Annotated in this window: 21 protein-coding genes; 7 read left to right on the forward strand and 14 right to left on the reverse strand. The window is 54.6% G+C overall.

The features are described 5' to 3' along the window. Nucleotides 1-837, reverse strand: coding sequence for an FHA domain-containing protein (locus ABYP39_RS01960; RefSeq protein WP_372780900.1), 837 nt, complete (start codon nucleotides 835-837; stop codon nucleotides 1-3). A 125-nt stretch (nucleotides 838-962) separates the two neighbouring features. After that, nucleotides 963-2,225, reverse strand: coding sequence for an ammonium transporter (locus ABYP39_RS01965; RefSeq protein WP_372780924.1), 1,263 nt, complete (start codon nucleotides 2,223-2,225; stop codon nucleotides 963-965). Between the two features lie 433 nt (nucleotides 2,226-2,658). On the opposite strand from ABYP39_RS01965, the gene ABYP39_RS01970 reads away from it, so the two are divergent. The 5 genes from ABYP39_RS01970 (at nucleotide 2,659) to ABYP39_RS01990 (ending at nucleotide 9,207) form a co-directional block, all read left to right on the forward strand. Next, nucleotides 2,659-3,573, forward strand: a complete 915-nt coding sequence (locus tag ABYP39_RS01970; protein WP_372747968.1) for an IclR family transcriptional regulator — start codon at nucleotides 2,659-2,661, stop codon at nucleotides 3,571-3,573. Between the two features lie 85 nt (nucleotides 3,574-3,658). Beyond that, entirely contained in the window at nucleotides 3,659-4,741 is a 1,083-nt protein-coding gene (locus tag ABYP39_RS01975; protein WP_372780902.1) for an AraC family transcriptional regulator ligand-binding domain-containing protein, read from the forward strand. Then, a complete protein-coding gene (locus ABYP39_RS01980) occupies nucleotides 4,741-5,511 on the forward strand; it encodes a TrmH family RNA methyltransferase (protein ID WP_372780904.1) in 771 nt (256 codons plus the stop codon). The genes ABYP39_RS01975 and ABYP39_RS01980 overlap by 1 nt, the downstream gene beginning before the upstream one ends. A gap of 236 nt (nucleotides 5,512-5,747) precedes the next feature. Next, nucleotides 5,748-7,136, forward strand: coding sequence for a wax ester/triacylglycerol synthase family O-acyltransferase (locus tag ABYP39_RS01985; protein ID WP_372748213.1), 1,389 nt, complete (start codon nucleotides 5,748-5,750; stop codon nucleotides 7,134-7,136). 82 nt (nucleotides 7,137-7,218) lie between these two features. Next, nucleotides 7,219-9,207, forward strand: a complete 1,989-nt coding sequence (locus tag ABYP39_RS01990) for an SDR family oxidoreductase (protein ID WP_372748212.1) — start codon at nucleotides 7,219-7,221, stop codon at nucleotides 9,205-9,207. A gap of 127 nt (nucleotides 9,208-9,334) precedes the next feature. Here ABYP39_RS01990 and recA read toward each other — a convergent pair whose 3' ends face one another. Next, nucleotides 9,335-10,378: a recombinase RecA gene (recA, locus tag ABYP39_RS01995; protein ID WP_372748211.1), complete on the reverse strand. Its 1,044-nt coding sequence runs from the start codon at nucleotides 10,376-10,378 to the stop codon at nucleotides 9,335-9,337. A 215-nt stretch (nucleotides 10,379-10,593) separates the two neighbouring features. Here recA and mutS point away from each other — a divergent pair, with 215 nt between their 5' ends. After that, the gene (gene mutS / locus ABYP39_RS02000) at nucleotides 10,594-13,170 is read left to right on the forward strand and encodes a DNA mismatch repair protein MutS (RefSeq protein ID WP_372748210.1); all 2,577 of its coding nucleotides are present in this window, start codon (nucleotides 10,594-10,596) and stop codon (nucleotides 13,168-13,170) included. 115 nt (nucleotides 13,171-13,285) lie between these two features. Continuing rightward, nucleotides 13,286-13,609, forward strand: coding sequence for a ferredoxin FdxA (gene fdxA / locus ABYP39_RS02005; RefSeq protein ID WP_372748209.1), 324 nt, complete (start codon nucleotides 13,286-13,288; stop codon nucleotides 13,607-13,609). An 89-nt stretch (nucleotides 13,610-13,698) separates the two neighbouring features. Here fdxA and rpoS read toward each other — a convergent pair whose 3' ends face one another. From rpoS to ABYP39_RS02060, 11 genes are all read right to left on the reverse strand, one after another. Continuing rightward, the gene (gene rpoS, locus ABYP39_RS02010; RefSeq protein WP_372780906.1) at nucleotides 13,699-14,658 is read right to left on the reverse strand and encodes an RNA polymerase sigma factor RpoS; all 960 of its coding nucleotides are present in this window, start codon (nucleotides 14,656-14,658) and stop codon (nucleotides 13,699-13,701) included. Nucleotides 14,659-14,733: 75 nt separating this feature from the next. Beyond that, nucleotides 14,734-15,537: a peptidoglycan DD-metalloendopeptidase family protein gene (locus ABYP39_RS02015; RefSeq protein ID WP_372780908.1), complete on the reverse strand. Its 804-nt coding sequence runs from the start codon at nucleotides 15,535-15,537 to the stop codon at nucleotides 14,734-14,736. Between the two features lie 204 nt (nucleotides 15,538-15,741). Next, complete coding sequence (locus ABYP39_RS02020) at nucleotides 15,742-16,587, reverse strand: DUF368 domain-containing protein (protein ID WP_372780910.1); 846 nt, start codon at nucleotides 16,585-16,587, stop codon at nucleotides 15,742-15,744. Continuing rightward, complete coding sequence (locus ABYP39_RS02025) at nucleotides 16,587-17,252, reverse strand: protein-L-isoaspartate(D-aspartate) O-methyltransferase (protein WP_372749483.1); 666 nt, start codon at nucleotides 17,250-17,252, stop codon at nucleotides 16,587-16,589. Before ABYP39_RS02025 ends, ABYP39_RS02020 begins: the two co-directional genes overlap by 1 nt. Before the next feature lie 7 nt (nucleotides 17,253-17,259). Further along, complete coding sequence (gene truD / locus ABYP39_RS02030) at nucleotides 17,260-18,261, reverse strand: tRNA pseudouridine(13) synthase TruD (protein WP_372749484.1); 1,002 nt, start codon at nucleotides 18,259-18,261, stop codon at nucleotides 17,260-17,262. Between the two features lies 1 nt (nucleotide 18,262). After that, nucleotides 18,263-18,736 carry a 2-C-methyl-D-erythritol 2,4-cyclodiphosphate synthase gene (ispF, locus tag ABYP39_RS02035; RefSeq protein WP_372749485.1) on the reverse strand — a complete coding sequence of 158 codons (474 nt, stop codon included), beginning with the start codon at nucleotides 18,734-18,736 and terminating at the stop codon, nucleotides 18,263-18,265. A 14-nt stretch (nucleotides 18,737-18,750) separates the two neighbouring features. Further along, on the reverse strand, nucleotides 18,751-19,452 hold the full coding sequence (ispD, locus tag ABYP39_RS02040) for a 2-C-methyl-D-erythritol 4-phosphate cytidylyltransferase (protein ID WP_372780912.1): 702 nt from the start codon (nucleotides 19,450-19,452) through the stop codon (nucleotides 18,751-18,753). Then, nucleotides 19,449-19,742, reverse strand: a complete 294-nt coding sequence (ftsB, locus tag ABYP39_RS02045; RefSeq protein WP_372749487.1) for a cell division protein FtsB — start codon at nucleotides 19,740-19,742, stop codon at nucleotides 19,449-19,451. The genes ispD and ftsB overlap by 4 nt, the downstream gene beginning before the upstream one ends. Nucleotides 19,743-19,758: 16 nt before the next feature. Further along, nucleotides 19,759-21,042 carry a phosphopyruvate hydratase gene (gene eno, locus ABYP39_RS02050; protein ID WP_372749488.1) on the reverse strand — a complete coding sequence of 428 codons (1,284 nt, stop codon included), beginning with the start codon at nucleotides 21,040-21,042 and terminating at the stop codon, nucleotides 19,759-19,761. 42 nt (nucleotides 21,043-21,084) lie between these two features. Next, a complete protein-coding gene (gene kdsA, locus ABYP39_RS02055) occupies nucleotides 21,085-21,942 on the reverse strand; it encodes a 3-deoxy-8-phosphooctulonate synthase (protein WP_372780914.1) in 858 nt (285 codons plus the stop codon). After that, entirely contained in the window at nucleotides 21,939-23,570 is a 1,632-nt protein-coding gene (locus ABYP39_RS02060) for a CTP synthase (RefSeq protein WP_372749580.1), read from the reverse strand. Before ABYP39_RS02060 ends, kdsA begins: the two co-directional genes overlap by 4 nt. Nucleotides 23,571-23,689: the final 119 nt, after the last annotated feature.

Genomic DNA, 23,689 nt, shown 5'->3' on the forward strand with positions numbered 1-23,689 from the left:
TCAGAGCAACCGGAAAACCATATTCACCTGTCCCAGTGACACCTTGTCTCCGTCACGCAAGCGCCCTTGAGACTCCTTTCGCCCGTTGATTTTTAACCCGTTGGTTGAGTCTGTATCCTTGATTTCCCACGCGCCATTGGCAAACTGCAGCAACGCATGCTGGCCACTTACGCTGGGATCGGTTAGCGGAAACTGGCATTTCGCGCTGCGACCAATTGTCCAGCGCTGAACCTCTTTTTTAGGAATCAGACCCACGACACGCGACTTATGATTGCCAGAGGTAATCACCAAAGCGGCGCTTACCTTGCGATCTTTTGGCAGGCACTGGTCAAGGAGCTGATCAATCTTCTCTTTTGAAAATACGTTGGCTGAAAACGTGTGGCCGCCCTCCTCGGCTTCGGCCCAGTCTGCAGGCAAGGGAAAGGCCTGATGGAAAGCCGTTTCACTACCAACATCTTGCTCTTCTTCTATAACAATTGAGGACGACTCAGGAACTTGGCTGGAACTATCGAGGTTACGCATGACCAGTGTGGAGCTGTCACTTTCCGGAGCTACAACGTGGTAGGCCGCTGAATCAAACTTCACCACATCACCCGGTTTTAGGTGTGTTGGCGCATCGATCTGACGCTTATTAACAAAAGTACCGTTGGTCGACCCCAGGTCTTCAAGGATGACGTTATCGTCAGTCACTGTGATTTTTGCGTGGTTTCTGGACGGGTAGCCATTGCTCACAATCAGATCACATTCCGGGCTTCTCCCAATGGTGTAGCTTGCGCCACTTAGCATCGCAAACTCTTCGCCATCGCTGACCGATACCAAGAGATACTTCGTTGTCATTACCCCGCCCCCAAGCTCACGTAACACGTGCTTTAAAATTGTTCCAGGCAGTATATCTCAAACCAGCCACACAATTAAAAACGCCCGACGTTAAGCCGGGCGTTTTTAAGCGCTGTAAACGTCAATCAGAGATCGTAACCCGACTCGTTATGACCAACGATATCCAAGCCCTCGGTCTCCTCTTCGGGCGACACTCGCAAACCAGTGATCAACTGCACAGCTTTGAGCAGAATAAAACTAACCACAGCGGTGTAGGCGATAGTAACCACAATACCAATTAGCTGAACCTTGACCTGAGAACCCATTGTCACGCCATCTGCGTAGCCCTGACCACTGAACAATCCGAGCTGGTCGCTGGCAAAGATACCGGCCATAAATGTACCGAGAATCCCGCCCACGCCATGCACCGGAAACACGTCAAGAGAATCATCGATTTTCAATACCTGCTTTAAAGTCATCGTCGCGTAGAAGCAGACGATGCCGGCACTGATACCAATGACCAACGCTCCCGCGGGCCCCACATAGCCGGACGCAGGCGTGATGGTACCCAAACCCGCGACCATACCAGTCACCGCACCCAGAGCACTGGGCTTGCCAAAGCGAATCCACTCTATGCTTAACCAGGTAAAGGCACCGGCTGCTGCCGATAAATGCGTCACCAGCATCGCCATAGTCGCATCGCCATTGGCCGCCAGTGCACTACCGGCATTGAAACCGAACCAGCCAACCCACAGCATGCCAGCGCCGGTCATTGTCATCGTAAGATTATGAGGAGGCATAGCCGTTGTCGGGAAGCCATTGCGATTACCCAGCACAAGCGCAGCAACCAGCGCTGCAACACCCGCTGTAATGTGCACAACAACACCACCTACAAAATCCAGCAGCCCCAGCTCTGCCAGCCAGCCGCCGCCCCACACCCAGTGCGTTACCGGGGCGTAGACCACCAGCAGCCACAGCGCCGAAAATAGAACGACGGCGGAAAAACGCATACGCTCGGCAAAGCCGCCTACTATCAGCGCTGGCGTAATAACAGCAAAAGTCATCTGAAACATGACAAACAGGGTTTCAGGAATATCGCCAGCCAAGGTATCTTCGCCTACCCCTGCAAGGAATGCACGAGCACTAAGGCTACCCATAAAACCGTTGCCCTCGGTAAACGCGATACTGTAACCGACCACAAACCACAACACTGACGCTACGCAGGCAATGGTAAAGCACTGCATCAGGACGCTTAGCACGTTCTTGTTGCGCACCAGACCGCCGTAAAACAGCGCCAGCCCCGGCAGGGTCATAAACAGTACCAGTGCCGTCGAGGTCAATATCCAAGCGGTATTTGCGCCATTCAACTCATCCGCCATCACGGAACTCGATGCCACCAGTGCCAACATCGCGGCTGCAAACCGGCACGAACCATTCACTATATTTCTCATCGCTCTCCCCAGAACATTAAGCGCACCACATGAGTGCATAATAGAAGAAAAAACCCAATTTTGGTGCACTTGCACCTTAATGAGTAGTCTCGACACGTCGATGCAGCCCGCACACTTTTTGCACATGAAAGCGTCGTGTACCCGTTAAAACCCGAGGTCAGGTCTTACCTGACCCCGAAAAGCGCACAATATCGGCTCACTGCATCGCGCAATGATCCCCTTTGGTGCAATATGTGTGCCACCAAGGTGCGCGCCAAACCAGCACCTGCAGGCCGACAATTACCGACTTTTCATTTGAGGCGTAGCCAGTCATGGTTTAAATTTTTATGCTGGAGAAGTTAAAAGAATTAAACCACAGGCACGCGCAGCGACTGCAAAGTTAAGGATTATCATGGCGTTATTTTCCAAGCCCACAGCCCGGGCATTGGCCATAATCGATTTACTGACAGCCAACCCACAGGAATCCTTTGGTCTTACCGACATCACCCGCAAGCTGGGCCTTAACAAGGCCACCTGCCATGCCATTCTGACCACCATGTCTCATTACGGCTTTCTGATTCAGGACCCGCGCAGCAAAGCCTACCGATTAGGGCCCAATATCGTTGCAGCCGGCAACGCCGCTCACGCCCTGTTTCCTGTACTCGAATATGCCCGCGCTGAACTGGAAGCCCTGTCACAATCGGCAGGACTGGGCTGCGGTGCCGCCGGCCGCAGTGGCCGCAACATTGTTTTACTGGCTCACTATGGCCACTCCAACCCAGTCCATTCGCCATTCCAATTGGGCATGCGCCTGCCATTTATGGCGCCTTTGGGAGCCAGCTTTATTGCCTGGTCCCCGGCAAAGCAACTGGAAAGCTGGCTGGATAGCGGTGAACAGCAGCTCGGTGGGACACTTGACGAAAAGCTTGACCAGCAGCTGCGCATTTCGGTGATTGCCATCCGCGCCCGAGGCTTTGAAGTCACCCTACGCACCGAGGCCGAAGAACAATTGAACGCCGACCTCACCCGCTTACGCGGAATATGGGATCTGAACGCACTGGAAGAGGTTACCGGCAACTATCAACGCGCCCTATTGCAGTCACACTATCACCTGGACCGGATTGACCCGACCACCCGCTACCCGGTCTGCAATATCACTGTTCCTGTATTTGGATACGATCAATTACCTGAACTTATCTTTTCAAGCGGCTCTTATAGTCGCGACCTGAGCGGCCAGGAAATACTGGATATCGCAGAACAGCTCAAATCTGCAGCAGAGCGTGCGCGGCAAGCAGCCGCGCGCGCCTACAATCGCCCACAAAGGTAATGCGCACCATGACGAGGACAGTAGCGATTGAGGCGGCCACGCAGTACCATGCCATCGCCATGCTGTACTGCCAGAAGCATCAATCGTGACTCGCACCGCCAGTAAACAACCCCTAAAAGACTCCATGCCGATGAAGGCATTTCGCTCACTGCTGCGGGTGGTTGCCAACCACGGTTACAGCGTCGACGAAGTGCTCGAGACCATCGGCCTCCAATACAACCCACTACTACCCGAATATCAGCACCTCACCGATATCCCCACCCGGCTGTACAGCAAACTCTATCGGCAACTGATGATCATGCTTCAAGATGAAGCCTTTGGCATGATGACGCCGGACCGCGCGCCGCCCGGAACCTTCCGCATGATGTGCCTTTTTATTGTGCACTGCCGAACTTTACAGCAGGCGATAGAACGCTATGCCGAATTTCTAGACTACTTCGATCAGTTTCGCAGCAGCACCGTGCGCCGACGCCAACCCATTAGCGAACTGAATGACAAAGGACTGGCAAGGCTGCGTTTCGACAACCCGAATATGCCGGCTGGCACCGACAATCCGGCATCCGAAGCCTCTACTCTGTATATGATGTACCGACTATTCAGCTGGTTTGTCGGACAAAACCTACCGCTGCACTCGGTACAACTCGTTGGCGGTGACCAACGTCTGATCAGTGAATACGAACCATTGTTCGACGCCCCCATAGAACTGAACCAGCCCGAATACACCCTCACGCTTACCAAGGACAGTCTCGCCATGCCGCTCGTGCAGACTGAAAGTACTCTCCATGAATTTCTTCGCACGGCGCCCTACCCCCTTATAAGCCGCCGTAAAACACTAAATGCCGGCGAATATCAGGAAAAAGTAAAAGCTATATTTGCTCATGAACTAGGATCGGAAATACCTTCCGCACAAGTGATTGCGGACCATCTCAACATGTCGGTTCGGACCTTGCACCGACACCTTCAAAAGGAAGGCACCAGTTATCAGCAGCTCAAGGACGACTTCCGCAAAGATGCCGCAGTCACCTATATGAATCGACGGGAGCTGAGTATCAACGCGATCGCCCTGTTAATGGGCTTTCAGGATAGCAGTGCGTTTCATCGCTCATTCAAAAAATGGACTGGCATGTCTCCGGGACAATATCGCCAGCAACTGGGAACCCCCTCGTAATGCCAACAGATTCCAGCGAATACCGCTCACGCAAACAGTTCTACGACCAGATGCTGACCATCTATGGGCGCAAACCGGTATTAGAAGCCCTTAGCGACAGCACGCTGCCGGCTTACAAACTGCACCTTGCAGACAGCAACCGCGACGATGGCATTATCTCGGAGATCAAACGCGTGGCAGATTCGCGCGGCATTACCGTGGCTTATCATTCCCGTCAGGCCCTGTCACGCATCTCGCGCAACGGCAAGCAGGATCAGGGGGTAGCCCTCGACCTGCAACTGCCCAGCTACCGTGATTACCAGACGCTTTTGACATCAGAGAAGTCGAACCAGCGCCTGATCGCATTGGACAGAATTACCAACCCGCAAAATCTGGGAATGATTATTCGCAGTGTTGCGGCCAGCGGAATAACCGGACTGATCTTACCGAAAAACGGTTGCGCCAGCCTATCACCGCTGGTCGCCAAAGCCAGCGCCGGCACACTGTTCAAAGCCCCAATTTATTACTGCGACGAGCTCGGGGCCTGCCTCGAAGCGCTGGCTAACGCTGAGTTTTCACTGGCAACCCTTTCTTCCCATGCAAAACAATCTCTACTCGACCACCAACCAGCTCAGCGCACCGTTTACGTACTGGGCAATGAAACAGATGGCGTTTCAAGCGGGATAGCCAAGCGCTGCGCGGTACAACTAGCCATACCCATGCACAACGGTGTAGAGTCGTTAAATGTTGCGATTACTGCCGCACTCATTGCATTCTATCAACGCCCCTGACTTCCAATTTTCCAAGGGGGCGGCCTGTCGGCTAGCCGTTTTAGCGCATAAGTGGTGCGGCCTCTATAATGCGTTAAGGTGTCAAGTTATGGCACCTTGCATCATCAACAACAAAAATAATGTTTATAAACTTATGGATTTGGAGAATACCCAACATTAACCGTAGACTCATTTACACTGATGACCAGGTCAGCCTTGGCTCATCCGTAAATAGCCATAAGTAGACTGGGGGTAGTATGAGCAAACTGTCCATGATGGACTTGGCCTTTTTTCTGACCGAAACGGAAGCCAGCCCCAAGCATATTGGCGGGTTGATGATATTTCGTAAGCCAAAAAATGCATCACCGGATTTTGCTCGCCAACTTTACACAGAGCTGCTGGCCACCGCCGATCAGGTTAAAGCACCGTTCAACCAGATCATTCACTGGTCGCGGTTTGGGCTTCCGGAATGGCGCACCGCCACCGACTTACGCATGGAAGATCATGTTTTCTACCGGGAGCTCCCGGCACCAGGCAATCGCCGGGTGCTCAATCGCCTTGCCGGTGAGCTACACACCCCCAAGATGGATCGCAGCCGGCCAATGTGGGAATTTCATATTCTCGACGGCATGGATGACAACCGCTTCGCCGTGTATACACGACTGCACCACGCCTATGCCGACGGCGTAACGATTACCCGCTGGACCATTCGCAGCTTTTCCGAATCTGCAAAAACCAGGAAGCTGACACCCGTCTGGTCGGTGCCCTCTGACCGCTCGCCACGAGACCGCCAGTCGTTCTCGTTCAAAACCATTGCGAAACTACTACTACGCAAATCACGAGACCAGGCAAAAATGCTGGCCGGGCTGTCAAAGCTGAGTGCCCAGTTAGTGCTGGAACAGGTACATCTCACCAAAAATGCAGTTGCAGTACCTTTCAAGCTCCAGCACAAAACCGTCTTGACGGGACAGGTGTCTGCCGGCCGCCAGGTATCGACCGCAACCGTACCAATGGAACGGGTCAATCGTTTACGCAAGTTGACACGATCCACCCTTAATCATATTGCTCTAACTTGTATTGATGGCGCCTTACACCGCTACCTCGAGGAATGCGGCAGTGACCTCGAAGAACCGATCACCATACAAATGCCTGTCAACCTGCGCGCAGAAGGCGACGAAGAAGGCGGCAACAGAATAGGCATTGTCCTGGTGGATCTGGCGCGTAAAACCACTGACCCCTATGAGCGGCTGCGCGAAATCGGCTTTACCCTACGCAATGTTCGCTATCAGGTTGACGGTGTTGCAGCTTCTTCTGTAATCGCTTATACACTAACGCTGGGAATATTTGCACAGCTTGCAGAATTGCTGAAGATGAGCGATGTACTTCCTCCGTTAGGAAACACTTTGGTGTCGAATGTACCCGGCCCAAGAAAGGCACTGTATATGCGGGGTGCCAAACTCGAAGAAAGCTACCCGATCAGTGCGCTTACGCCGAGCAACCATATGAATATCACCCTGTACAGCTACGACCAGCACTTACATTTTGGACTGGTGGCGTCACACGCCTTGCCCAACCTGGACACACTCGGCGGCTATATACACGACGCATTCAAAGAATTAGAAGATGCAGTAAATGCCTACCGCTAGATCAGAACCGAACAACTGATCGTTAGCGAATCGCGATGGAATATAAACAGTAACAACAACATTCAGTACCGAGGAGCAGCGCATGAACTACTTTGTTACCGGCGGAACCGGATTTATCGGCCGATTCCTGATTCAAAACCTGTGCAAGCGCGACGGCACTATCTACGTGTTAGTGCGCAAAAGTTCAAAACACAAAATCGAAAAACTGATAGAACAATGCGGCGTCGATAAAAGCAAAATCGTTGCGGTTACTGGTGATCTGGGGAAGAAGCGTCTCGGCATTACTCCCAAAGACATGAAAAACCTCACAGGCAATATTGACCACTTTTATCATCTGGGCGCCATTTACGACCTGAAGGCCGACGCCGAGAGCCAAGAAATTGCCAATGTCGAAGGCACCCGCCACGCCGTAAGCTGCGCCGAACAAATGCAGGCAAAGTGTTTCCATCTGGTAAGTTCGATTGCCGCCGCCGGCATGTACCGAGGCACCTTCCGCGAAGACATGTTTGAAGAAGCCGAAGGTCTGTCACACCCCTATTTTCGTACCAAGCATGTCAGCGAAGGCATTGTCCGCAATGAGTGCTCGATCCCCTGGCGCGTCTATCGTCCATCAATGGTGGTGGGGCACTCGAAAACCGGCGAAATGGACAAAATCGACGGCCCCTATTACTTCTTCAAGGTCTTGCAGAAATTCCGCCGCATGCTGCCGCCCTGGGTTTCTCTGATTGGCATTGAAGGCGGTCAGATGAATATCGTGCCCGTAGATTTCGTGGCCGACGCACTGGATCACATTTCCCACAAACCCAAGCTCGACAATACCTGCTTTCACCTGACCGACCCCAACGGGGCGCGCGTGGGCGAGGTACTGAACATATTTGCCGAAGCCGGACACGCACCAAAAATGGCGCTGCGAATCGACACCCGCATGTTTGCGTTTATACCGGATAGCATCCGCGGCATGCTTGGAAATCTGCCACCCATAAAACGCATCATGCAAGCGGTACTCGGCGATTTCGGCATTCCGGCTGACGCCCTGCGCTTTGCCAATATGCCCACCCGTTACGATACACGGGAAACAGAACGCGCTCTGAAAGGCAGCGGTATCACTGTGCCCCGCCTTCAAGATTATGCCCCGGCCATCTGGGATTACTGGGAACGCCACCTCGACCCGGGTCTCTTTAAAGACCGCACTCTGAAGGGGAACGTTTCAGGCAAGGTGGTTGTCATCACTGGCGCCTCCTCTGGCATTGGCAAGGCTGCCGCGCTGCAACTGGCAGAAGCCGGCGCCCAAGTGGTGCTGGTTGCCCGCAGTACCGAAAAGCTTGCAGAAACCCAGTCTGAAATCAAAGCGCTGGGCGGCACCTCATTTGCTTACAGCTGCGATGTGTCTGATCTGGACTCCTGTGACAACCTGGTTGAGACCGTACTGAAAAACCACGGTCACGTGGATGTATTGATCAACAATGCCGGGCGTTCCATCCGTCGCTCACTGGAACTGACCTTCGACCGTTTTCACGACTTTGAGCGCACTATGCAGCTCAATTATTTCGGCGCAATACGTCTGATCATGGGGTTTGCTCCCTCAATGCTGGAACGCAAACAAGGGCATGTCATCAACATTTCCTCTATCGCTGTTATTGTCGGCACGTCACCGCGCTTCTCAGCATACGCTGCCTCCAAGTCAGCACTGGACGCGTTCTCGCGCAGCGCGGCAGCAGAGTTTTCGGACCGCAATATTGCCTTTACCACAATCAACATGCCGCTGGTACGCACGCCCATGATCGGGCCAACCTCGATCTACCAGGCCGTGCCAACCCTCACGCCCGAGGAGGCGGCCAATATGATTGGCGAAGCCATCGTGAAACGCCCCAAACGGATCGCCACGCCACTGGGCATTACCATGCAAGTGCTCAATGCCTTGATGCCAAAAGCAACCGAGATCATCATGAACATGGTGTTCAAAACCTTCCCGGATTCTGCTGCGGCCAAAGGAGATGGTACCGAGACTGGCACCGAGCCCTCATCGGAGCAGGTGGCACTGGCTGCGGTGCTCAAGGGTATCCACGTTTAACCCAGCACTCTCGGAAGGACGGGCTAGTCACCCGTCCTTCTCTCCTTTCTTTTCTCAAACCGCCAACAAAAAAAAGGCGCCATACGGCGCCCAAAGGATGCGATCTCCAAGGAGATCTGTCGAGAAATCAAGCGTCCTCTTCTTCTACCGCCGCCGCAGCCTCGCCATTTTCAACCGGCTTGGCACTGGGCAGTAACGCTGCGCGAATACCTGCTTCAATTTCATTGGCAATTTCAGGGTGCTCTTTCAGATAGTTAGCCGCATTGGCTTTACCTTGACCGATTTTATCGCCTTTGTAGGCATACCAAGCACCAGACTTGTCGACCAGCCCTTGTTGCACACCCAAATCGATGATTTCACCCATGCGATAAATACCCTGACCGTACATGATCTGGAATTCCGCCTGCCGGAAAGGGGGCGCCACTTTGTTCTTGACGACTTTTACCCGTGTTTCGTTACCGACCACTTCCTCACCCTGCTTGATCGCCCCAATGCGACGGATATCGAGCCGCACCGACGAGTAGAACTTGAGGGCATTACCCCCGGTCGTGGTTTCTGGATTGCCGAACATCACGCCGATCTTCATCCGAATCTGGTTAATAAAGATCACTGTGCTGTTGGACTTGTTGATGGTGCCGGTCAGTTTGCGCAGAGCCTGGCTCATGAGACGGGCTTGCAGACCCACGTGGCTATCGCCCATCTCGCCTTCAATCTCCGCCTTGGGTGTCAGCGCCGCGACCGAGTCGATTACAATCAGGTCTACCGCACTGGAGCGCACCAGCGTTTCCGCGATTTCCAGCGCCTGCTCGCCAGTGTCGGGCTGAGACATCAGCAAGTTATCCAGGTCCACACCCAGCTTTTCTGCGTAGCTCGGGTCGAACGCGTGCTCAGCATCGATAAAGGCACACACGCCGCCTTTTTTCTGACTTTCAGCAATCGCGTGCAGCGTCAGGGTGGTTTTACCACTGGACTCAGGCCCGTAGATCTCGATAATTTTACGACGTGGCAAGCCGCCCACGCCCAGCGCGACGTCCAGCGCCAGCGACCCTGTGCTGATAACAGGCACTGCCACGCGCTCTTGCTCACCCATGCGCATGATTGAGCCCTTGCCGAACTGACGCTCGATTTGCGACAACGCTGCACTCAGCGCTTTCTGCTTGTTATCATCCATAGTGGCCCCCGAAGTTTAAGCAATAGAGTGATTTGGTATACAGTATTCAACCTGTATATATAATCAGTATATCCGGCGACACTGTCAACCGTTGACAGTAACTTTTTTGCAGCGTACCCACCGCACCACAATTCCTGCCCAGACCTTTGCCCTGCAGCCGGCCGGCCCGTACAATCGCACCCTTCAGCAACCAACCATCATCAGTATAAAAATCCATGAGTAGCGCCACGGCCAGCCGCCAAGAACAGCACACCCCCATGATGCAGCAGTATCTCAAGATCAAGGCAGAGCACCCTCGCGAGCTGGTGTTTTACCGCATGGGGGATTTTTACGAGCTGTTTTTCGATGATGCCAAAAAGGCAGCCGAACTGCTCGATATTACCCTGACCGCCCGCGGCAAGTCAGCCGGCGAGCCAATTCCGATGTGCGGCGTACCTTTCCATGCCGCCGAGTCCTACCTGGCGCGCCTGGTTCGCAAAGGCCAGTCGGTAGCCATTGCAGAGCAGATTGGCGACCCGGCCACCAGCAAAGGGCCGGTGGACCGACAAGTGGTGCGCGTAGTCACTCCGGGCACCGTCAGCGATGAAGCCCTACTCGAAGCCCGCCGCGACAACCTGCTGGTGGCTGTTCACGCCCATAACAACATCTTTGGTATCGCCTGCCTGGATATCAGTAGCGGCCGCTTTGTCGTGCTGGAAGCCGACGGCGAAGACGCCCTGCTGGCAGAAATCCAGCGGCTTAACCCCGTTGAATTGCTGGTTAATGAGTCGCTATCCCTAAGCCGCTTGGAATCCCGCAGTGGCTTTCGCCGCTGCCCGCCCTGGGAGTTTGAGTTGGAGACAGCCAACCGGCTACTGAACCAGCAGTTTGGCACTAAAGATCTACAGGGTTTTGGCTGCAGCGAATTGACCGTCGCTCTGGGGGCCGCCGGCTGCCTGCTACAGTACGCCCGCGAGACCCAGCGCACTGACCTCCCCCACATTCGCGGCATTCAGCACGAAAACCGCAGCGACAGCGTTGCCATCGACGCCGCCACCCGCCGCAATCTCGAGCTCGACATCAACCTTAACGGCAGCGAAGACAACACTCTTTATTCGGTGCTCGGAACCACCCGCACCAGCATGGGCGGGCGCCTGCTGCGACGTTGGCTGCACCGCCCACTGCGCGACCTCCACACACTGCAAGGTCGCCAACAAAGCATTGCCAGCCTGCTGCAGGATTTCCGTTTCGATCCGGTGCGTGAGGAACTCAAGCAGATCGGCGACATGGAGCGAATACTCGCCCGGGTTGCGCTGCGCTCTGCGCGCCCGCGTGACCTGACCCGCCTGTGCCGATCGCTGACGGCCGTACCCACCCTGGTTTCGCAACTGCGCGCCATCGACAACCAGCATTTGCAGGAACTGGCCGATCGCCTCGGCGAGTTTCCGGAACTTACTGATTTGCTGGAGCGCGCGCTGGTCGATAATCCGCCAATGGTCATCCGCGACGGCGGCGTGATAGCCCCTGGCTTTGACGCCGAGCTAGACGAGCTACGCGACATCAGCACCAACGCTGGTGATTTTCTCGTACAGCTGGAAACCCGCGAGCGTGAGCGCACAGGTCTCAGCACTCTCAAAGTTGGCTACAACCGTGTACACGGTTACTACATTGAAATCAGCCGTTCCCAAGCTACCGACGCTCCGGTTGAATATACCCGCCGTCAGACCCTGAAAAATGCAGAGCGCTTTATCACCCCAGAGCTTAAGGAATTTGAGGACAAGGCCCTGAGCAGCAAAAGCCGGGCTCTGGCCAGAGAAAAAGGACTCTACGAAGACCTCCTGGAAACCCTGAACGAGGCCCTGCTGCCACTGCAGACATGCGCTGAGGCGGTTGCCGAGCTGGATGTGCTGGCGACCCTCACGGAGCGCGCCATCGCGCTGGATCTCTGCCAACCCGAATTGATGGCGGAGGGCGAAATTCATATCGAGGGTGGTCGCCACCCGGTTGTGGAGTCGGTGCTGGAGAGCCCCTTTATCGCCAACGACACCCGATTTGACGCACAGCGCCGCATGCTGGTGATCACTGGCCCCAACATGGGCGGTAAATCAACCTATATGCGGCAAACGGCCTTGATCGTGTTGCTTGCCCATATTGGCAGCTTTGTGCCGGCAAAAGCCGCTCGCATTCCCATGGTTGACCAAATTTTCACCCGCATAGGCTCATCCGACGACCTTGCAGGTGGTCGCTCCACGTTTATGGTGGAAATGACCGAAACCGCGAATATCCTGAACAATGCGACAGAGCGCAGTCTGGTACTGATGGACGAAGTCGGCCGAGGCACCAGCACCTTTGACGGCCTGTCGCTGGCCTGGGCCTGCGCCGTCAGGCTAGTTGAAGAAGTCCGTGCATTCACCCTGTTTGCCACCCACTACTTCGAGCTGACGGCCCTGCCAGAGCAATACCCGACGGCCGTCAACGTGCACCTGGACGCAACAGAACACGAAGATCACATTGTCTTTCTCCACGCGGTACAGGATGGTCCAGCTAATCAGAGCTATGGCTTGCAGGTCGCCAAACTGGCAGGAATACCGCCCAGCGTGATTCAAAATGCCCGGCGCAAACTTGCCCAGCTGGAGCAGAAGGTATCACCCGTACCCGTCAACGGCGCCAGCCCGGCCCAGCCGGATCTGTTCTCGGCGGCTCCCGAGCCGAGCCCGGCCCTCGAAGCTTTGAAGGAACTGGATCCGGACGACCTTTCGCCCCGGCAGGCACTGGATGTGCTCTATCGTCTAAAAACACTCGAAAAAAGCTGACCGCTTTTGTTACTGATTGTTAGGTATTGAGTGGTACCCATTTCCATTTGAGGTGGTAGAATAGCCGCCTTCAAAGACCTGCGGTCATTTTCAGACAGGATTAAAGAGGCGGCGTATGACATTTGTAGTTGGGGAAAACTGCATCAAGTGCAAGCACACAGACTGTGTAGAAGTCTGTCCAGTGGATTGTTTTTATGAAGGCCCAAACTTTCTGGTCATTCACCCCGACGAGTGCATCGATTGCGCGCTGTGCGAGCCCGAATGCCCGGTAGACGCTATTTTCTCGGAAGATGAGTTGCCCGAAGACCAGCAGGTGTTTTTGGAATTGAATGCCGAGCTGTCAGAAATCTGGCCGAACATCACTGAAATGAAAGAACCCCCGGCGGATGCCGAAGAGTGGGCTGGCGTGGAAGGGAAACTGAAGTACCTGGAACGCTAACCCCCCACATAAAAAAAGCGGCGCTAGCGCCGCTTTTTTCGTCTTCGCCCGGCAACTCTCGCCCGGCTCCGTTTTTCCGGTACAAGCCGCTAGCTGAATATTGCCTCCTGGTCAACGCCCCGACATTCGAACAAGGTACGCAGGGTTTTCAGCCCTTCCACCTGAATCTGGCGCACCCTCTCGCGAGTCAAGCCTATTTCAGCACCAACTTCTTCAAGCGTTGCCGGCTCATGGCCGCGTAAACCAAAGCGCCTTGCCAGAACCTCCCGCTGCTTTTCGTTAAGCTCTTCCAGCCAACTATTCAAGGCTACTTTTAGATGATCGTCCTGCAACCAGTCAGCGGGATCTCGTGCATTGTCGTCTGCCAGCGAATCGAGTAAGGGGCGGTCAGAATCCCAGCCCATCGGCACGTCTACAGAGCCGACTCGCTCGTTCAGACCAAACATTTTCTGGATTACCTCGACCGGCTTGTCGACATGCTCTGCTATTTCCTCCGGCGTTGGCTCGTGATCTAGCTGCTGGGTCAACTCACGCGCAGCGCGCAAATAGATATTCAGCTCTTTCACAACATGGATGGGCAGGCGAATTGTTCTGGTTTGGTTCATCAAAGCCCGCTCGATGGTCTGGCGAATCCACCACGTGGCGTAAGTTGAAAAACGAAACCCGCGTTCCGGGTCAAATTTTTCTACGGCGTGAATAAGCCCAAGATTGCCCTCCTCAATCAGATCCAAAAGGGTCAACCCGCGATTAGAGTAGCGGCGTGCGATTTTAACCACCAACCGAAGATTGCTCACAATCATGCGCTTGCGACCCGCGGCGTCACCCTTCCGAGCTAAGCGCGCGTAGTGCACTTCTTCTTCAGCGGTCAATAATGGAGAATAACCAATTTCGTTGAGGTACAACTGGGTCGCATCTAGCTCTCCCTGACTTACACGACGACGTTTTTTCGGGCCGTCGGTACACTCCTTGCGATCAGAATCCTGTGTTGCGAGAACTTCTACGGGGTTTACAGTTTTATCTACGGCAAAATCGTCAGCGTCTGCTTTCATGACAGCATCCTTCTACTCCGTGCCTTCTTATTTGTGCCGACAAGTCTATCGCCCGGCTAGCACAAGTCCTTCCCCCTACCTACTTCCTTCCTTTGGTAACAGCGCCACCGGGTCTACCGGCTTACCATCTTTTCGAATTTCAAAATGCAGTTTCACACCGTCTGTGCCGGTGTCGCCCATACGAGCAATCACCTTCCCCTGCTTTACCTGATCGCCCTCCTTAACTAACAAACGGTTATTATGGGCGTATGCGCTCAGGAACCGTTCATTGTGTTTCACAATAAGTAACTTGCCATAACCCACCAAGCCACTGCCCGCGTACACTACAACCCCATCTGCAGCAGCACTTACAGGCTGCTCCATATTACCGGCGATATCAATACCCTTATGAGCGAACTGGGAAGCACTGAACCCTCTTAATAGCTTACCTTTGACTGGCCACACCCACTCCCCAGTGAAGCTCTCAGGCACTGGCTTAGGCATGGTGGAAGCAACAGTAGATTTCTTCTGAACAGGTGCGGAGCGCGGCGGCGACGACGATACTTTCGGCGCGGACGGGGTCTTTGAAACCGACGGGGTGCTGGCTTGTGTAATCGTACTAGTTACCGGCGCCGTATTGCCAACCACATTGTCGACAAGGCGCAATGTCTGACCCGGGAAAATTGACGCTCCACCTCTGACTCCGTTAGCAGACGCTAACCCCCGGTAGTCCAGACCGTAGCGAAAGGCGATGGAATACAAGGTATCGCCTCGCTGCACCACATAGTTTTCCGGGGTTCGTTCAGGCGGCGAATGCAAATCAACAACAGGCGCGAAATTTGGTCCCGCAGTGCAGCCAGCCAGCAATAAGATCGTCATAAAAAAAAGAGGTTTCGACAAGCAAAAATCCCCCTTATTAAAAAACGCTTTCCTTATGCCGCCCAGTCTACAAATGTTGATTTTTCCTTCTTTTTACATGGCAGATTTGCGTCTTTTAAGCATCACCACGGGGTGGAGTGAACCCTCTACAACCGCCATTTTCATAACTAAATCCACTTACAGGATACTTTTTATATCAAAACAGTCTGAGCAGGACTAGCGCTTTCAGCTCAAACGCTGCCTCCCGAGATACCCTAGCCCAGCGACTAACACCAGACCAACAATAAATGCGCCGCCCGCAATAGCTGCCTCACTACCGGCAGCCATAGAAACACCCTGCCAAGGCCACAGCACTTTAAGCGACATTAACAGCACCCCAACCAAAAAACTCATCAGCGCGTTGCGATAGCGTATTAAAAGCCACGACAGCACCCGCACAAACGATAACAGACCTACGATGCAGCCGGCACCAAAGATGAGTATGGTCGCCAAATCCAGCGTATCAATCGCGCTCAGGACAACCGAATAAAGCCCCATCATCAACAGCAGGAAGCTGCCTGAAATTCCAGGCAAAATCATCGCGCAAATGGCGATTGCACCGCCGCCGAACAGCAGCCAGGGCGTGGGCTCAATTGCCACAGGCCGCAATTCAGACACGCCCCACATAAACAACGCACCGATCAACAACCATCCCCCATGACTGAGACGATGCGGTGTTATATCCCGCCACAGCAATATCGATGAGGCCAGAATCAGCCCCATAAAAAAGGAATAGACCGGCTCTGGGTGTTGCGCCAACCCATAAGTAATGACTTTGGCGAGCGAGAATAGGCTTACTGCAATACCAGCCATCAGCGCCAGCAAAAAGTTCGCGTTTACGTGATGCCAAGCATCTACAATACGCCCCTTGAGCACAAGCCGGAAAAAATCGATGTTGATTGCGCTGAGGCTTTGTATCAGCGTGGCATAGATGCCGGTAATCAGGGCGACCGTACCGCCAGATACCCCAGGCACCACATCTGCCGCACCCATAGCGACACCACGCAAAAATACGCCGAAATGCTTCATCATCAGCCTACAGTTCCTTCGAGCAGCGGCACAAACATCACCGGTGTCACGCTGATTTCTTCGAGATTGGCGCCATTTTTCCTGAACAGTTTGAGCTCCTGCTTACGACCGTCCCCCACTGGAATAACCAGCAGGCCACCGTCATCGAGCTGAGCAATCAAAGGCTCAGGGACGGATTCGGGGGCTGCTGTCACAATCACCGCATCGTAGGGACCGCGCGCCTCCCAGCCCATGCCACCATCGGCGTGTTTCATATAAACATTGGAAAGCCCCAAGGTGCGCATGCGTTCACGTGCCTTGGATTGCAAGGGCAATATGCGCTCCACCGAGTACACCCGCTCCACCAGCTGGGCGAGAACCGCAGTCTGATACCCTGACCCCGTACCAATTTCCAGCACCCGCTTGCGCGGTCCGGCACTAAGAATCAGCTCTGTCATCAATGCGACAATATACGGTTGCGACAGGGTTTGCTGGTAGCCTATTGGCAGCGCACTGTCTTCATAGGCCCGATGAGACAAGGCCTCATCGAGAAAAATGTGCCGCGGGGTTCGACCGAGAACCTCAAGCACCGATGCGTCTTTGATGCCCTGCTCCCGCAATCGATTGATCAGCCGGTCGCGCGTGCGCTGGGATGTCATTCCAATGCCGCCAAAATTTTGTTGCGTCATGCCATTACTATTCCGAATAATCAATCAATTCTCGCACAAGCGCCGTGGCGAAGCAGCCGCGCGGCAGTGAAAACGCCAACCGAACGCCCTCGTCAGCGGGCTCTGCCGCCAAGCCCTTGGGAATCACTCTCAGTGGACGACGAGCTGCCTCAACACCACGCTTTACCAGCGCGGCCACCACCGGAGCGTATGGCTCAAGGAGTCTATTTTCACAATCTGCCGCTGCATTGACCGGGGCGGTGCGCCCCACTTTGCCCGGTAGTGGTCCGGTGGGGTGAATCTCTCCGGTTTCCAGCCTGTGCGCAAGTTCCTCGCAGAGCACATCCTGAAAGACACTGTTGCCGTCGCCCAGCGCAAACAGATCCCCTGCCAATGCCGTATTCCAGTTGCCGGCAGCCACACGCCCTGCCAAGACTGCATTAAATAACTGTGCGCGAACGACTGATAGCCAAAGCCCGCGCTTGAAACGGGAAACTTTACCACCGCCAAGCAGCCAGCGTTGGGCGGCTTCGATATTTTCACCGTGGCGACCAAAACGCTGCTCACCAAAGTAGTTGGGCACGCCGCGCTGAGCCACCGTGGATATCCGCTGCTCTAATTGGGCCAGAGTTACCCCCGACAGCACCAACTCAAAGTGATTGTAACGGTGCGTACCCCGGCGCAGTTTTCGCCGGTGTCGCTCAGATCGCAGCACCTTGATGCGCGAGTCACTAAACGCAGACCAGTCCGCACTGGCAGCACCAAGCATATGTAGGCTGAACCATTGACGGGTAACGGCATGCTTGTCTTTCAGACCCGAATAACTGATATCACGCGCGCCGGAAAAACCTTTCAACAGATCGGCCGCCTCCGGCGTCGTCAGTCCGGTTTTTTCAATATAGACCCAGTCAAACTCACCCTCAGCGTCAAACGAAACATCCAGCGTCTCGATCACTCGGAAATGCTCTGGCAGCACTCGCATGCGGCCGACGGACACCGGACCGCCCCACGCAAATGGACACTGCAGCACTTCAGTGCTCCTCCAGCAACACCGTAGCGAAAGCTGCTATGCCTTCACCACGACCAGTAAAACCGAGTTTTTCACTAGTCGTGGCCTTAACGCTTACCCGCGACGATGAGGTGTTCATATCCGCCGCGATGGTCTTGCACATGGCATCAATATGCGGCGCCAATCTGGGCTTTTGCGCAACAACCGTGATATCGGCATTACCCAGCTGATAACCCTTGCTGGCAACCAGTTCAACCACATGGCGGAGCAATTCGCGACTGTCTATACCAGCAAAGCGTGGATCGGTATCGGGAAAATGCTTGCCGATGTCACCCAGCGCCAGTGCGCCCAGCAGTGCATCACACAAGGCGTGCAGCACTACATCACCGTCTGAATGCGCAACCAGCCCCTGATCGCACGCTATTTTTACACCGCCAAGACAGACGGTATCTCCATCACCAAAGCGATGTACATCGATACCCTGACCAATTCTCATTGTAACGCTCTCTCCTATCCTGGCTGGGCATCAAGAATCATGGCGGCCAGTTCGATATCTTCCGGCACCGTAATTTTTATATTGCGATTACTTCCCGGGAACAAGCGCGGCTTAAACCCGGCCCACTCCACCGCCGAGGCCTCGTCTGTAATGGCGATTCCCTCAGCCAGCGCACGTTCAAGGCTGTCGCGCAAAATCTGATAACGAAACACCTGAGGGGTTTGCGCCGCCCACAGTGCGCGCCGATCAATTGTTTCAGAGACTCGCAGCTCGGAATCACTGCGCTTGAGCGTATCGGCCACAGGAATGGCCATAAGCCCACCCACCAAATCGCTTTGCAGCGACTTCCGCATATCCTCAATTTGATGTGGCTGCACGCAAGGACGCGCTGCGTCATGCACCATAACCCAGTCGTCAGGACCCGCGTTAGCGGCGAGAGCCTTTAGTCCCGCCAACACCGAGTCGGCTCGTTCAGCGCCTCCGCTAACCGTCTGAATCTGTGGATGCTTGCCTATAGACTCGTTTGGCCACCAACGGTCTTCCGCAGAAATAGCCACCACGATGCGATGGACATCAGACAATGACAACAATCGCTTTAAGGTTCGGGAAAGCACCGTTTCACCGGCTACGGTCAGATATTGCTTGGGGATACCGGCCCCCATACGGCTGCCCACCCCGGCCGCCGGAACCACGACCCAAAGATTGTCTGCAGTCACGGCGTCTCAGCCTCATCGACAATCAAATAGAAAGTTTCGCCCTTTTTGATCAGGCCCAGCTCACGCCGAGCTCGTTCTTCCACCGTGGCAAGATCGGTTTTGAGGCTCAACACTTCTTTCGCCAAGCGCTCGTTGCGCGCGCGCAACTCAGCGTTAGTCTCCTCCTGCTGCGCGATTTCTCGGCGCAGACGAGTAATCTCTTCCCAGCTGCCCGGTCCAAACCAGAGGCGATATTGCAACCAGACAAATATCGCCAGCAACAGGAAAAGCAGAGCATTGCGCCTTATCACTCGCGCGCCTCGGAGCTTAGGAGGTAAACTCGTCGCGGCCGCGATAGGCTGCGCCGAGCTCAGCTTCGATACGCAGCAGGCGGTTATATTTGGCAACCCGGTCTGAGCGGCACAGTGAGCCAGTCTTGATCTGACCAGCCGCCGTAGCAACCGCCAAGTCGGCGATGGTGGTATCTTCGGTTTCACCACTGCGGTGAGAAATAACCGCTGTAAATCCGGCATCTTTCGCCATCTTGATCGCGTCCAGGGTTTCGCTCAGCGAACCAATCTGATTAAACTTGATCAGAATGGAGTTACCCACTTTTTCGTCGATACCCCGCTTGAGGATCTTGGTGTTGGTAACAAACAGGTCATCGCCTACCAACTGCACCCGGTCGCCAATACGTTGGGTCAAAATTGCCCAGCCGTCCCAATCGCTTTCGTCCATACCATCTTCGATGGAGATGATCGGGTATTTCTGGCTGAGGTCATCGAGATATTCGGCGAAACCGGCCGCATCAAAGGTCTTGCCTTCACCTGCCAGATCGTACTTGCCATTCTTGTAAAACTCGGACGACGCACAGTCGAGAGCCAGGGTGATATCTTCGCCCAGCTTATAACCGGCATTGGCAACCGCTTCCGCAATCACTTCCAAGGCGGCTTCATTTGACGGCAGGTTTGGTGCGAACCCACCTTCGTCACCCACCGCTGTGCTCAGGCCTCGGCTGGACAACACCTTCTTGAGAGCGTGAAAAATCTCGGCACCCTGACGCAGAGCTTCGGCAAAGCTGTCGGCGCTGACGGGCTGCACCATAAACTCCTGAATATCCACATTGTTGTCGGCATGTTCGCCGCCATTCAGAATATTCATCATGGGGACCGGCATGGTGTACTCGCCAGCCGTTCCATTAATTTCAGCAATGTGCTGATACAGGGGAATCCCCTTCTCGGCTGCGGCGGCCTTAGCCGTAGCCAGCGACACCGCCAGAATGGCGTTGGCGCCCAGATTGCCTTTATTCTCTGTGCCATCGGCGTCAATCATGGCCTGGTCAATCGCACGTTGCTCTGTGGCATCGCGGCCCATCAGCAGATCGCGAATTGTTGTGTTTACGTTGGCGACAGCTTTTAACACACCTTTACCAAGGTAACGAGATTTGTCACCGTCACGCAGCTCAAGCGCTTCGCGCGAGCCGGTAGAGGCGCCAGAGGGTGCGCACGCTGTGCCCACCGCACCGGAGGCCAGAACCACATCGGCTTGAATAGTTGGGTTACCGCGGCTGTCCAAAACCTCGAAGGCCTTGATATCAACAATTTCTGCCATGAATGAATCTCCAGATAAGTTATTGGGGTAATCGGGTTAACGTCAGCTGATGTCCAGTGGGGGAAGTGCTTTTACCGCATCGTCCACGGCTTTCATCTGCGCCAGAAAGGGTTCCAGCTGATCGAGCGGCAAGGCACTTGGGCCGTCACAGCGCGCCTGATCAGGGTTGGGGTGTGCTTCGAGAAAAAGCCCTGCCAGCCCGATTGCCATACCAGCTCGGCCTAGCTCGGCCACTTGATGACGTCGTCCACCAGAGGCTGCCCCCATGGGGTCGCGGCACTGTAGGGCATGGGTTACATCGAAAATCAGTGGTGCCCCGCCGCTTACGTCACGCATGGTACGAAAGCCCAGCATATCGACGACCAGGTTGTCATACCCGAAGTTGCTGCCGCGTTCACAAAGCATGAGCTTCTCATTGCCACACTCGGCAAACTTCTCACAGATATTTTTCATCTGGGCCGGGCTCAGAAACTGGGGCTTTTTGATATTAATGACCGCCCCGGTCGCGGCCATGGCTTTGACAAGATCCGTCTGCCGAGCCAGGAAAGCCGGCAACTGCAACACGTCACATACCTCAGCCACTGGCGCGGCCTGATCACATTCGTGAATATCCGTGATCACCGGCACATCAAACGTCGACTTGATCTCTTCAAAAATCTTCAGTCCCTCGTCGAGACCCGGACCCCGAAAGGAATGCACTGATGACCGGTTCGCCTTGTCAAAAGACGCTTTAAAAACGTAGGGAATACCCAGCCGGGCGCACACCTGCACATAGTGCTCCGCCACCTGCAAGGCGAGGTCGCGCGACTCCAGTACATTCATTCCGCCAAACAGTGTGAACGGACGGTTATTGGCAACTGGCAGACGGGCAACGGTTATCGTTTTGTCTGCAATAGTCATGACCCGTTACCCAGTTGCTCAAGCGCAGCCCCGACAAACCCATTAAATAGCGGGTGCCCTTCTCGGGGCCGAGAGGTAAATTCCGGGTGAAACTGACAGGCAATAAACCAGGGGTGGTCCGCCAGCTCAACAACTTCAACCAGTGAGCCATCTGACGACCAGCCAGAAATGGTGAGGCCGGCGGCCTGAAGCTGCTCAATGTAATTGTTGTTCACCTCATAGCGGTGTCGGTGCCGTTCCATAATGCGCTCAGAACCGTAGGCATCACAGGCGCGGGTGCCAGCAACCAGGCCACATTCCTGACCACCCAGACGCATGGTGCCGCCAAGGTCCGCAGATTCATCGCGGGTCTCACGCTTGCCGCTGGCGTCTTCCCACTCAGTGATCAGCCCAATGACCGGGTGAGCAGTGTCGGCGACAAACTCAGTGCTATGAGCCCCTTCCAAACCGGCCACATGGCGGGCGTAGTCGATGACCGCCACCTGCATGCCCAGACAGATCCCCAGGTAAGGAATTTTCTGCTCGCGAGCATGTTTGACAGTTAAGACCTTGCCTTCCACGCCGCGCAAACCGAACCCGCCCGGCACCAGAATGCCGTGTACACCGTCGAGCACAGAGGTGCCTTTGGTTTCGATCTCTTCTGAATCGATATACCGGATATTGACCTTGGTTTTGGAGTGAATGCCGGCGTGGGAAAGTGCTTCATTGAGCGACTTGTAGGCGTCAATAAGCTCCATGTACTTGCCAACCATAGCGATGGTCACTTCCCGCTCAGGGTGCAGATCGCCTTCGATAACAGCATTCCACTCTGAAAGGTCAGCTTCTGGACACTCAATACCGAAGCGCTCCACGATAATGCTGTCGAGCCCCTGTGCCTGAAGCATGGACGGAATACGGTAGAGAGAATCCGCATCGGGCAAGGGAATGACTGAGCGCGGCTCAACGTTGGTAAACAGCGCAATCTTGCGACGCGACCCCTCGTCAATTTCGTGATCTGAGCGGCACAGAAGAATATCAGGCTGCAAGCCGATAGAGCGCAGCTCTTTCACCGAGTGCTGGGTAGGCTTGGTTTTGGTCTCACCGGCAGTGGCAATATAGGGCACCAGGGTCAGGTGCATCAGCATGGCGTTTTTGGCACCCAGCTCTACCTGCATCTGCCTGGCGGCTTCGAAGAAAGGAAGCCCCTCGATGTCACCCACGGTACCGCCAATTTCGACAATGGCGATATCTGCATCACCGGCGCCCAGCATGACGCGACGCTTTATCTCGTCGGTAATATGAGGAATAACCTGAACAGTGCCGCCCAGGTAATCACCGCGGCGCTCCTTGCGCAGCACCGTTTCGTATACTCGCCCGGTGGTAAAGTTGTTGCGTTTACCCATTTTGCTACGGAGAAAACGCTCATAGTGACCCAGGTCGAGATCTGTTTCTGCACCATCCTCGGTAACAAAAACCTCGCCGTGCTGAAATGGGCTCATGGTGCCCGGGTCAACGTTAATGTAGGGATCCAGTTTGAGGACAGTCACCTTGAGGCCCCGGGCCTCCAAAATAGCTCCGAGTGAGGCCGAGGCAATTCCTTTGCCCAAAGACGAAACAACACCACCGGTCACGAAGATGAAACGCGCCATGTACTACCTTTAAGAATGTGCAGGTTTAGAGGGTAGAGGCGCGAGAAGGAAAGATTCTCAGCCCCCGTGAGATGGGTGGTCAGTCTAGCAGGAAGGTGCATTTGAGACAATTGAAGGAA

The organism is Litorivivens sp., from assembly GCF_041625495.1.
Taxonomy (GTDB): Bacteria; Pseudomonadota; Gammaproteobacteria; order Pseudomonadales; family Spongiibacteraceae; genus Litorivivens.

What these genes read in the sequence shown, in the direction of transcription:
- mutS (WP_372748210.1), top strand. Translation starts at nt 10,594, where the DNA reads ATGAGTAGCGCCACGGCCAGCCGCCAAGAACAGCACACCCCCATGATG.
- ispF (WP_372749485.1), bottom strand. Translation starts at nt 18,736, where the DNA reads ATGAGAATTGGTCAGGGTATCGATGTACATCGCTTTGGTGATGGAGAT.
- ABYP39_RS01990 (WP_372748212.1), top strand. Translation starts at nt 7,219, where the DNA reads ATGAACTACTTTGTTACCGGCGGAACCGGATTTATCGGCCGATTCCTG.
- recA (WP_372748211.1), bottom strand. Translation starts at nt 10,378, where the DNA reads ATGGATGATAACAAGCAGAAAGCGCTGAGTGCAGCGTTGTCGCAAATC.
- rpoS (WP_372780906.1), bottom strand. Translation starts at nt 14,658, where the DNA reads ATGAAAGCAGACGCTGACGATTTTGCCGTAGATAAAACTGTAAACCCC.
- ABYP39_RS01965 (WP_372780924.1), bottom strand. Translation starts at nt 2,225, where the DNA reads ATGTTGGCACTGGTGGCATCGAGTTCCGTGATGGCGGATGAGTTGAAT.
- fdxA (WP_372748209.1), top strand. Translation starts at nt 13,286, where the DNA reads ATGACATTTGTAGTTGGGGAAAACTGCATCAAGTGCAAGCACACAGAC.
- ABYP39_RS02060 (WP_372749580.1), bottom strand. Translation starts at nt 23,570, where the DNA reads ATGGCGCGTTTCATCTTCGTGACCGGTGGTGTTGTTTCGTCTTTGGGC.
- ABYP39_RS01980 (WP_372780904.1), top strand. Translation starts at nt 4,741, where the DNA reads ATGCCAACAGATTCCAGCGAATACCGCTCACGCAAACAGTTCTACGAC.
- eno (WP_372749488.1), bottom strand. Translation starts at nt 21,042, where the DNA reads ATGGCAGAAATTGTTGATATCAAGGCCTTCGAGGTTTTGGACAGCCGC.
- ABYP39_RS01970 (WP_372747968.1), top strand. Translation starts at nt 2,659, where the DNA reads ATGGCGTTATTTTCCAAGCCCACAGCCCGGGCATTGGCCATAATCGAT.
- kdsA (WP_372780914.1), bottom strand. Translation starts at nt 21,942, where the DNA reads ATGACTATTGCAGACAAAACGATAACCGTTGCCCGTCTGCCAGTTGCC.
- ABYP39_RS01960 (WP_372780900.1), bottom strand. Translation starts at nt 837, where the DNA reads ATGACAACGAAGTATCTCTTGGTATCGGTCAGCGATGGCGAAGAGTTT.
- ABYP39_RS02025 (WP_372749483.1), bottom strand. Translation starts at nt 17,252, where the DNA reads ATGACGCAACAAAATTTTGGCGGCATTGGAATGACATCCCAGCGCACG.
- ABYP39_RS02020 (WP_372780910.1), bottom strand. Translation starts at nt 16,587, where the DNA reads ATGATGAAGCATTTCGGCGTATTTTTGCGTGGTGTCGCTATGGGTGCG.
- ABYP39_RS01985 (WP_372748213.1), top strand. Translation starts at nt 5,748, where the DNA reads ATGAGCAAACTGTCCATGATGGACTTGGCCTTTTTTCTGACCGAAACG.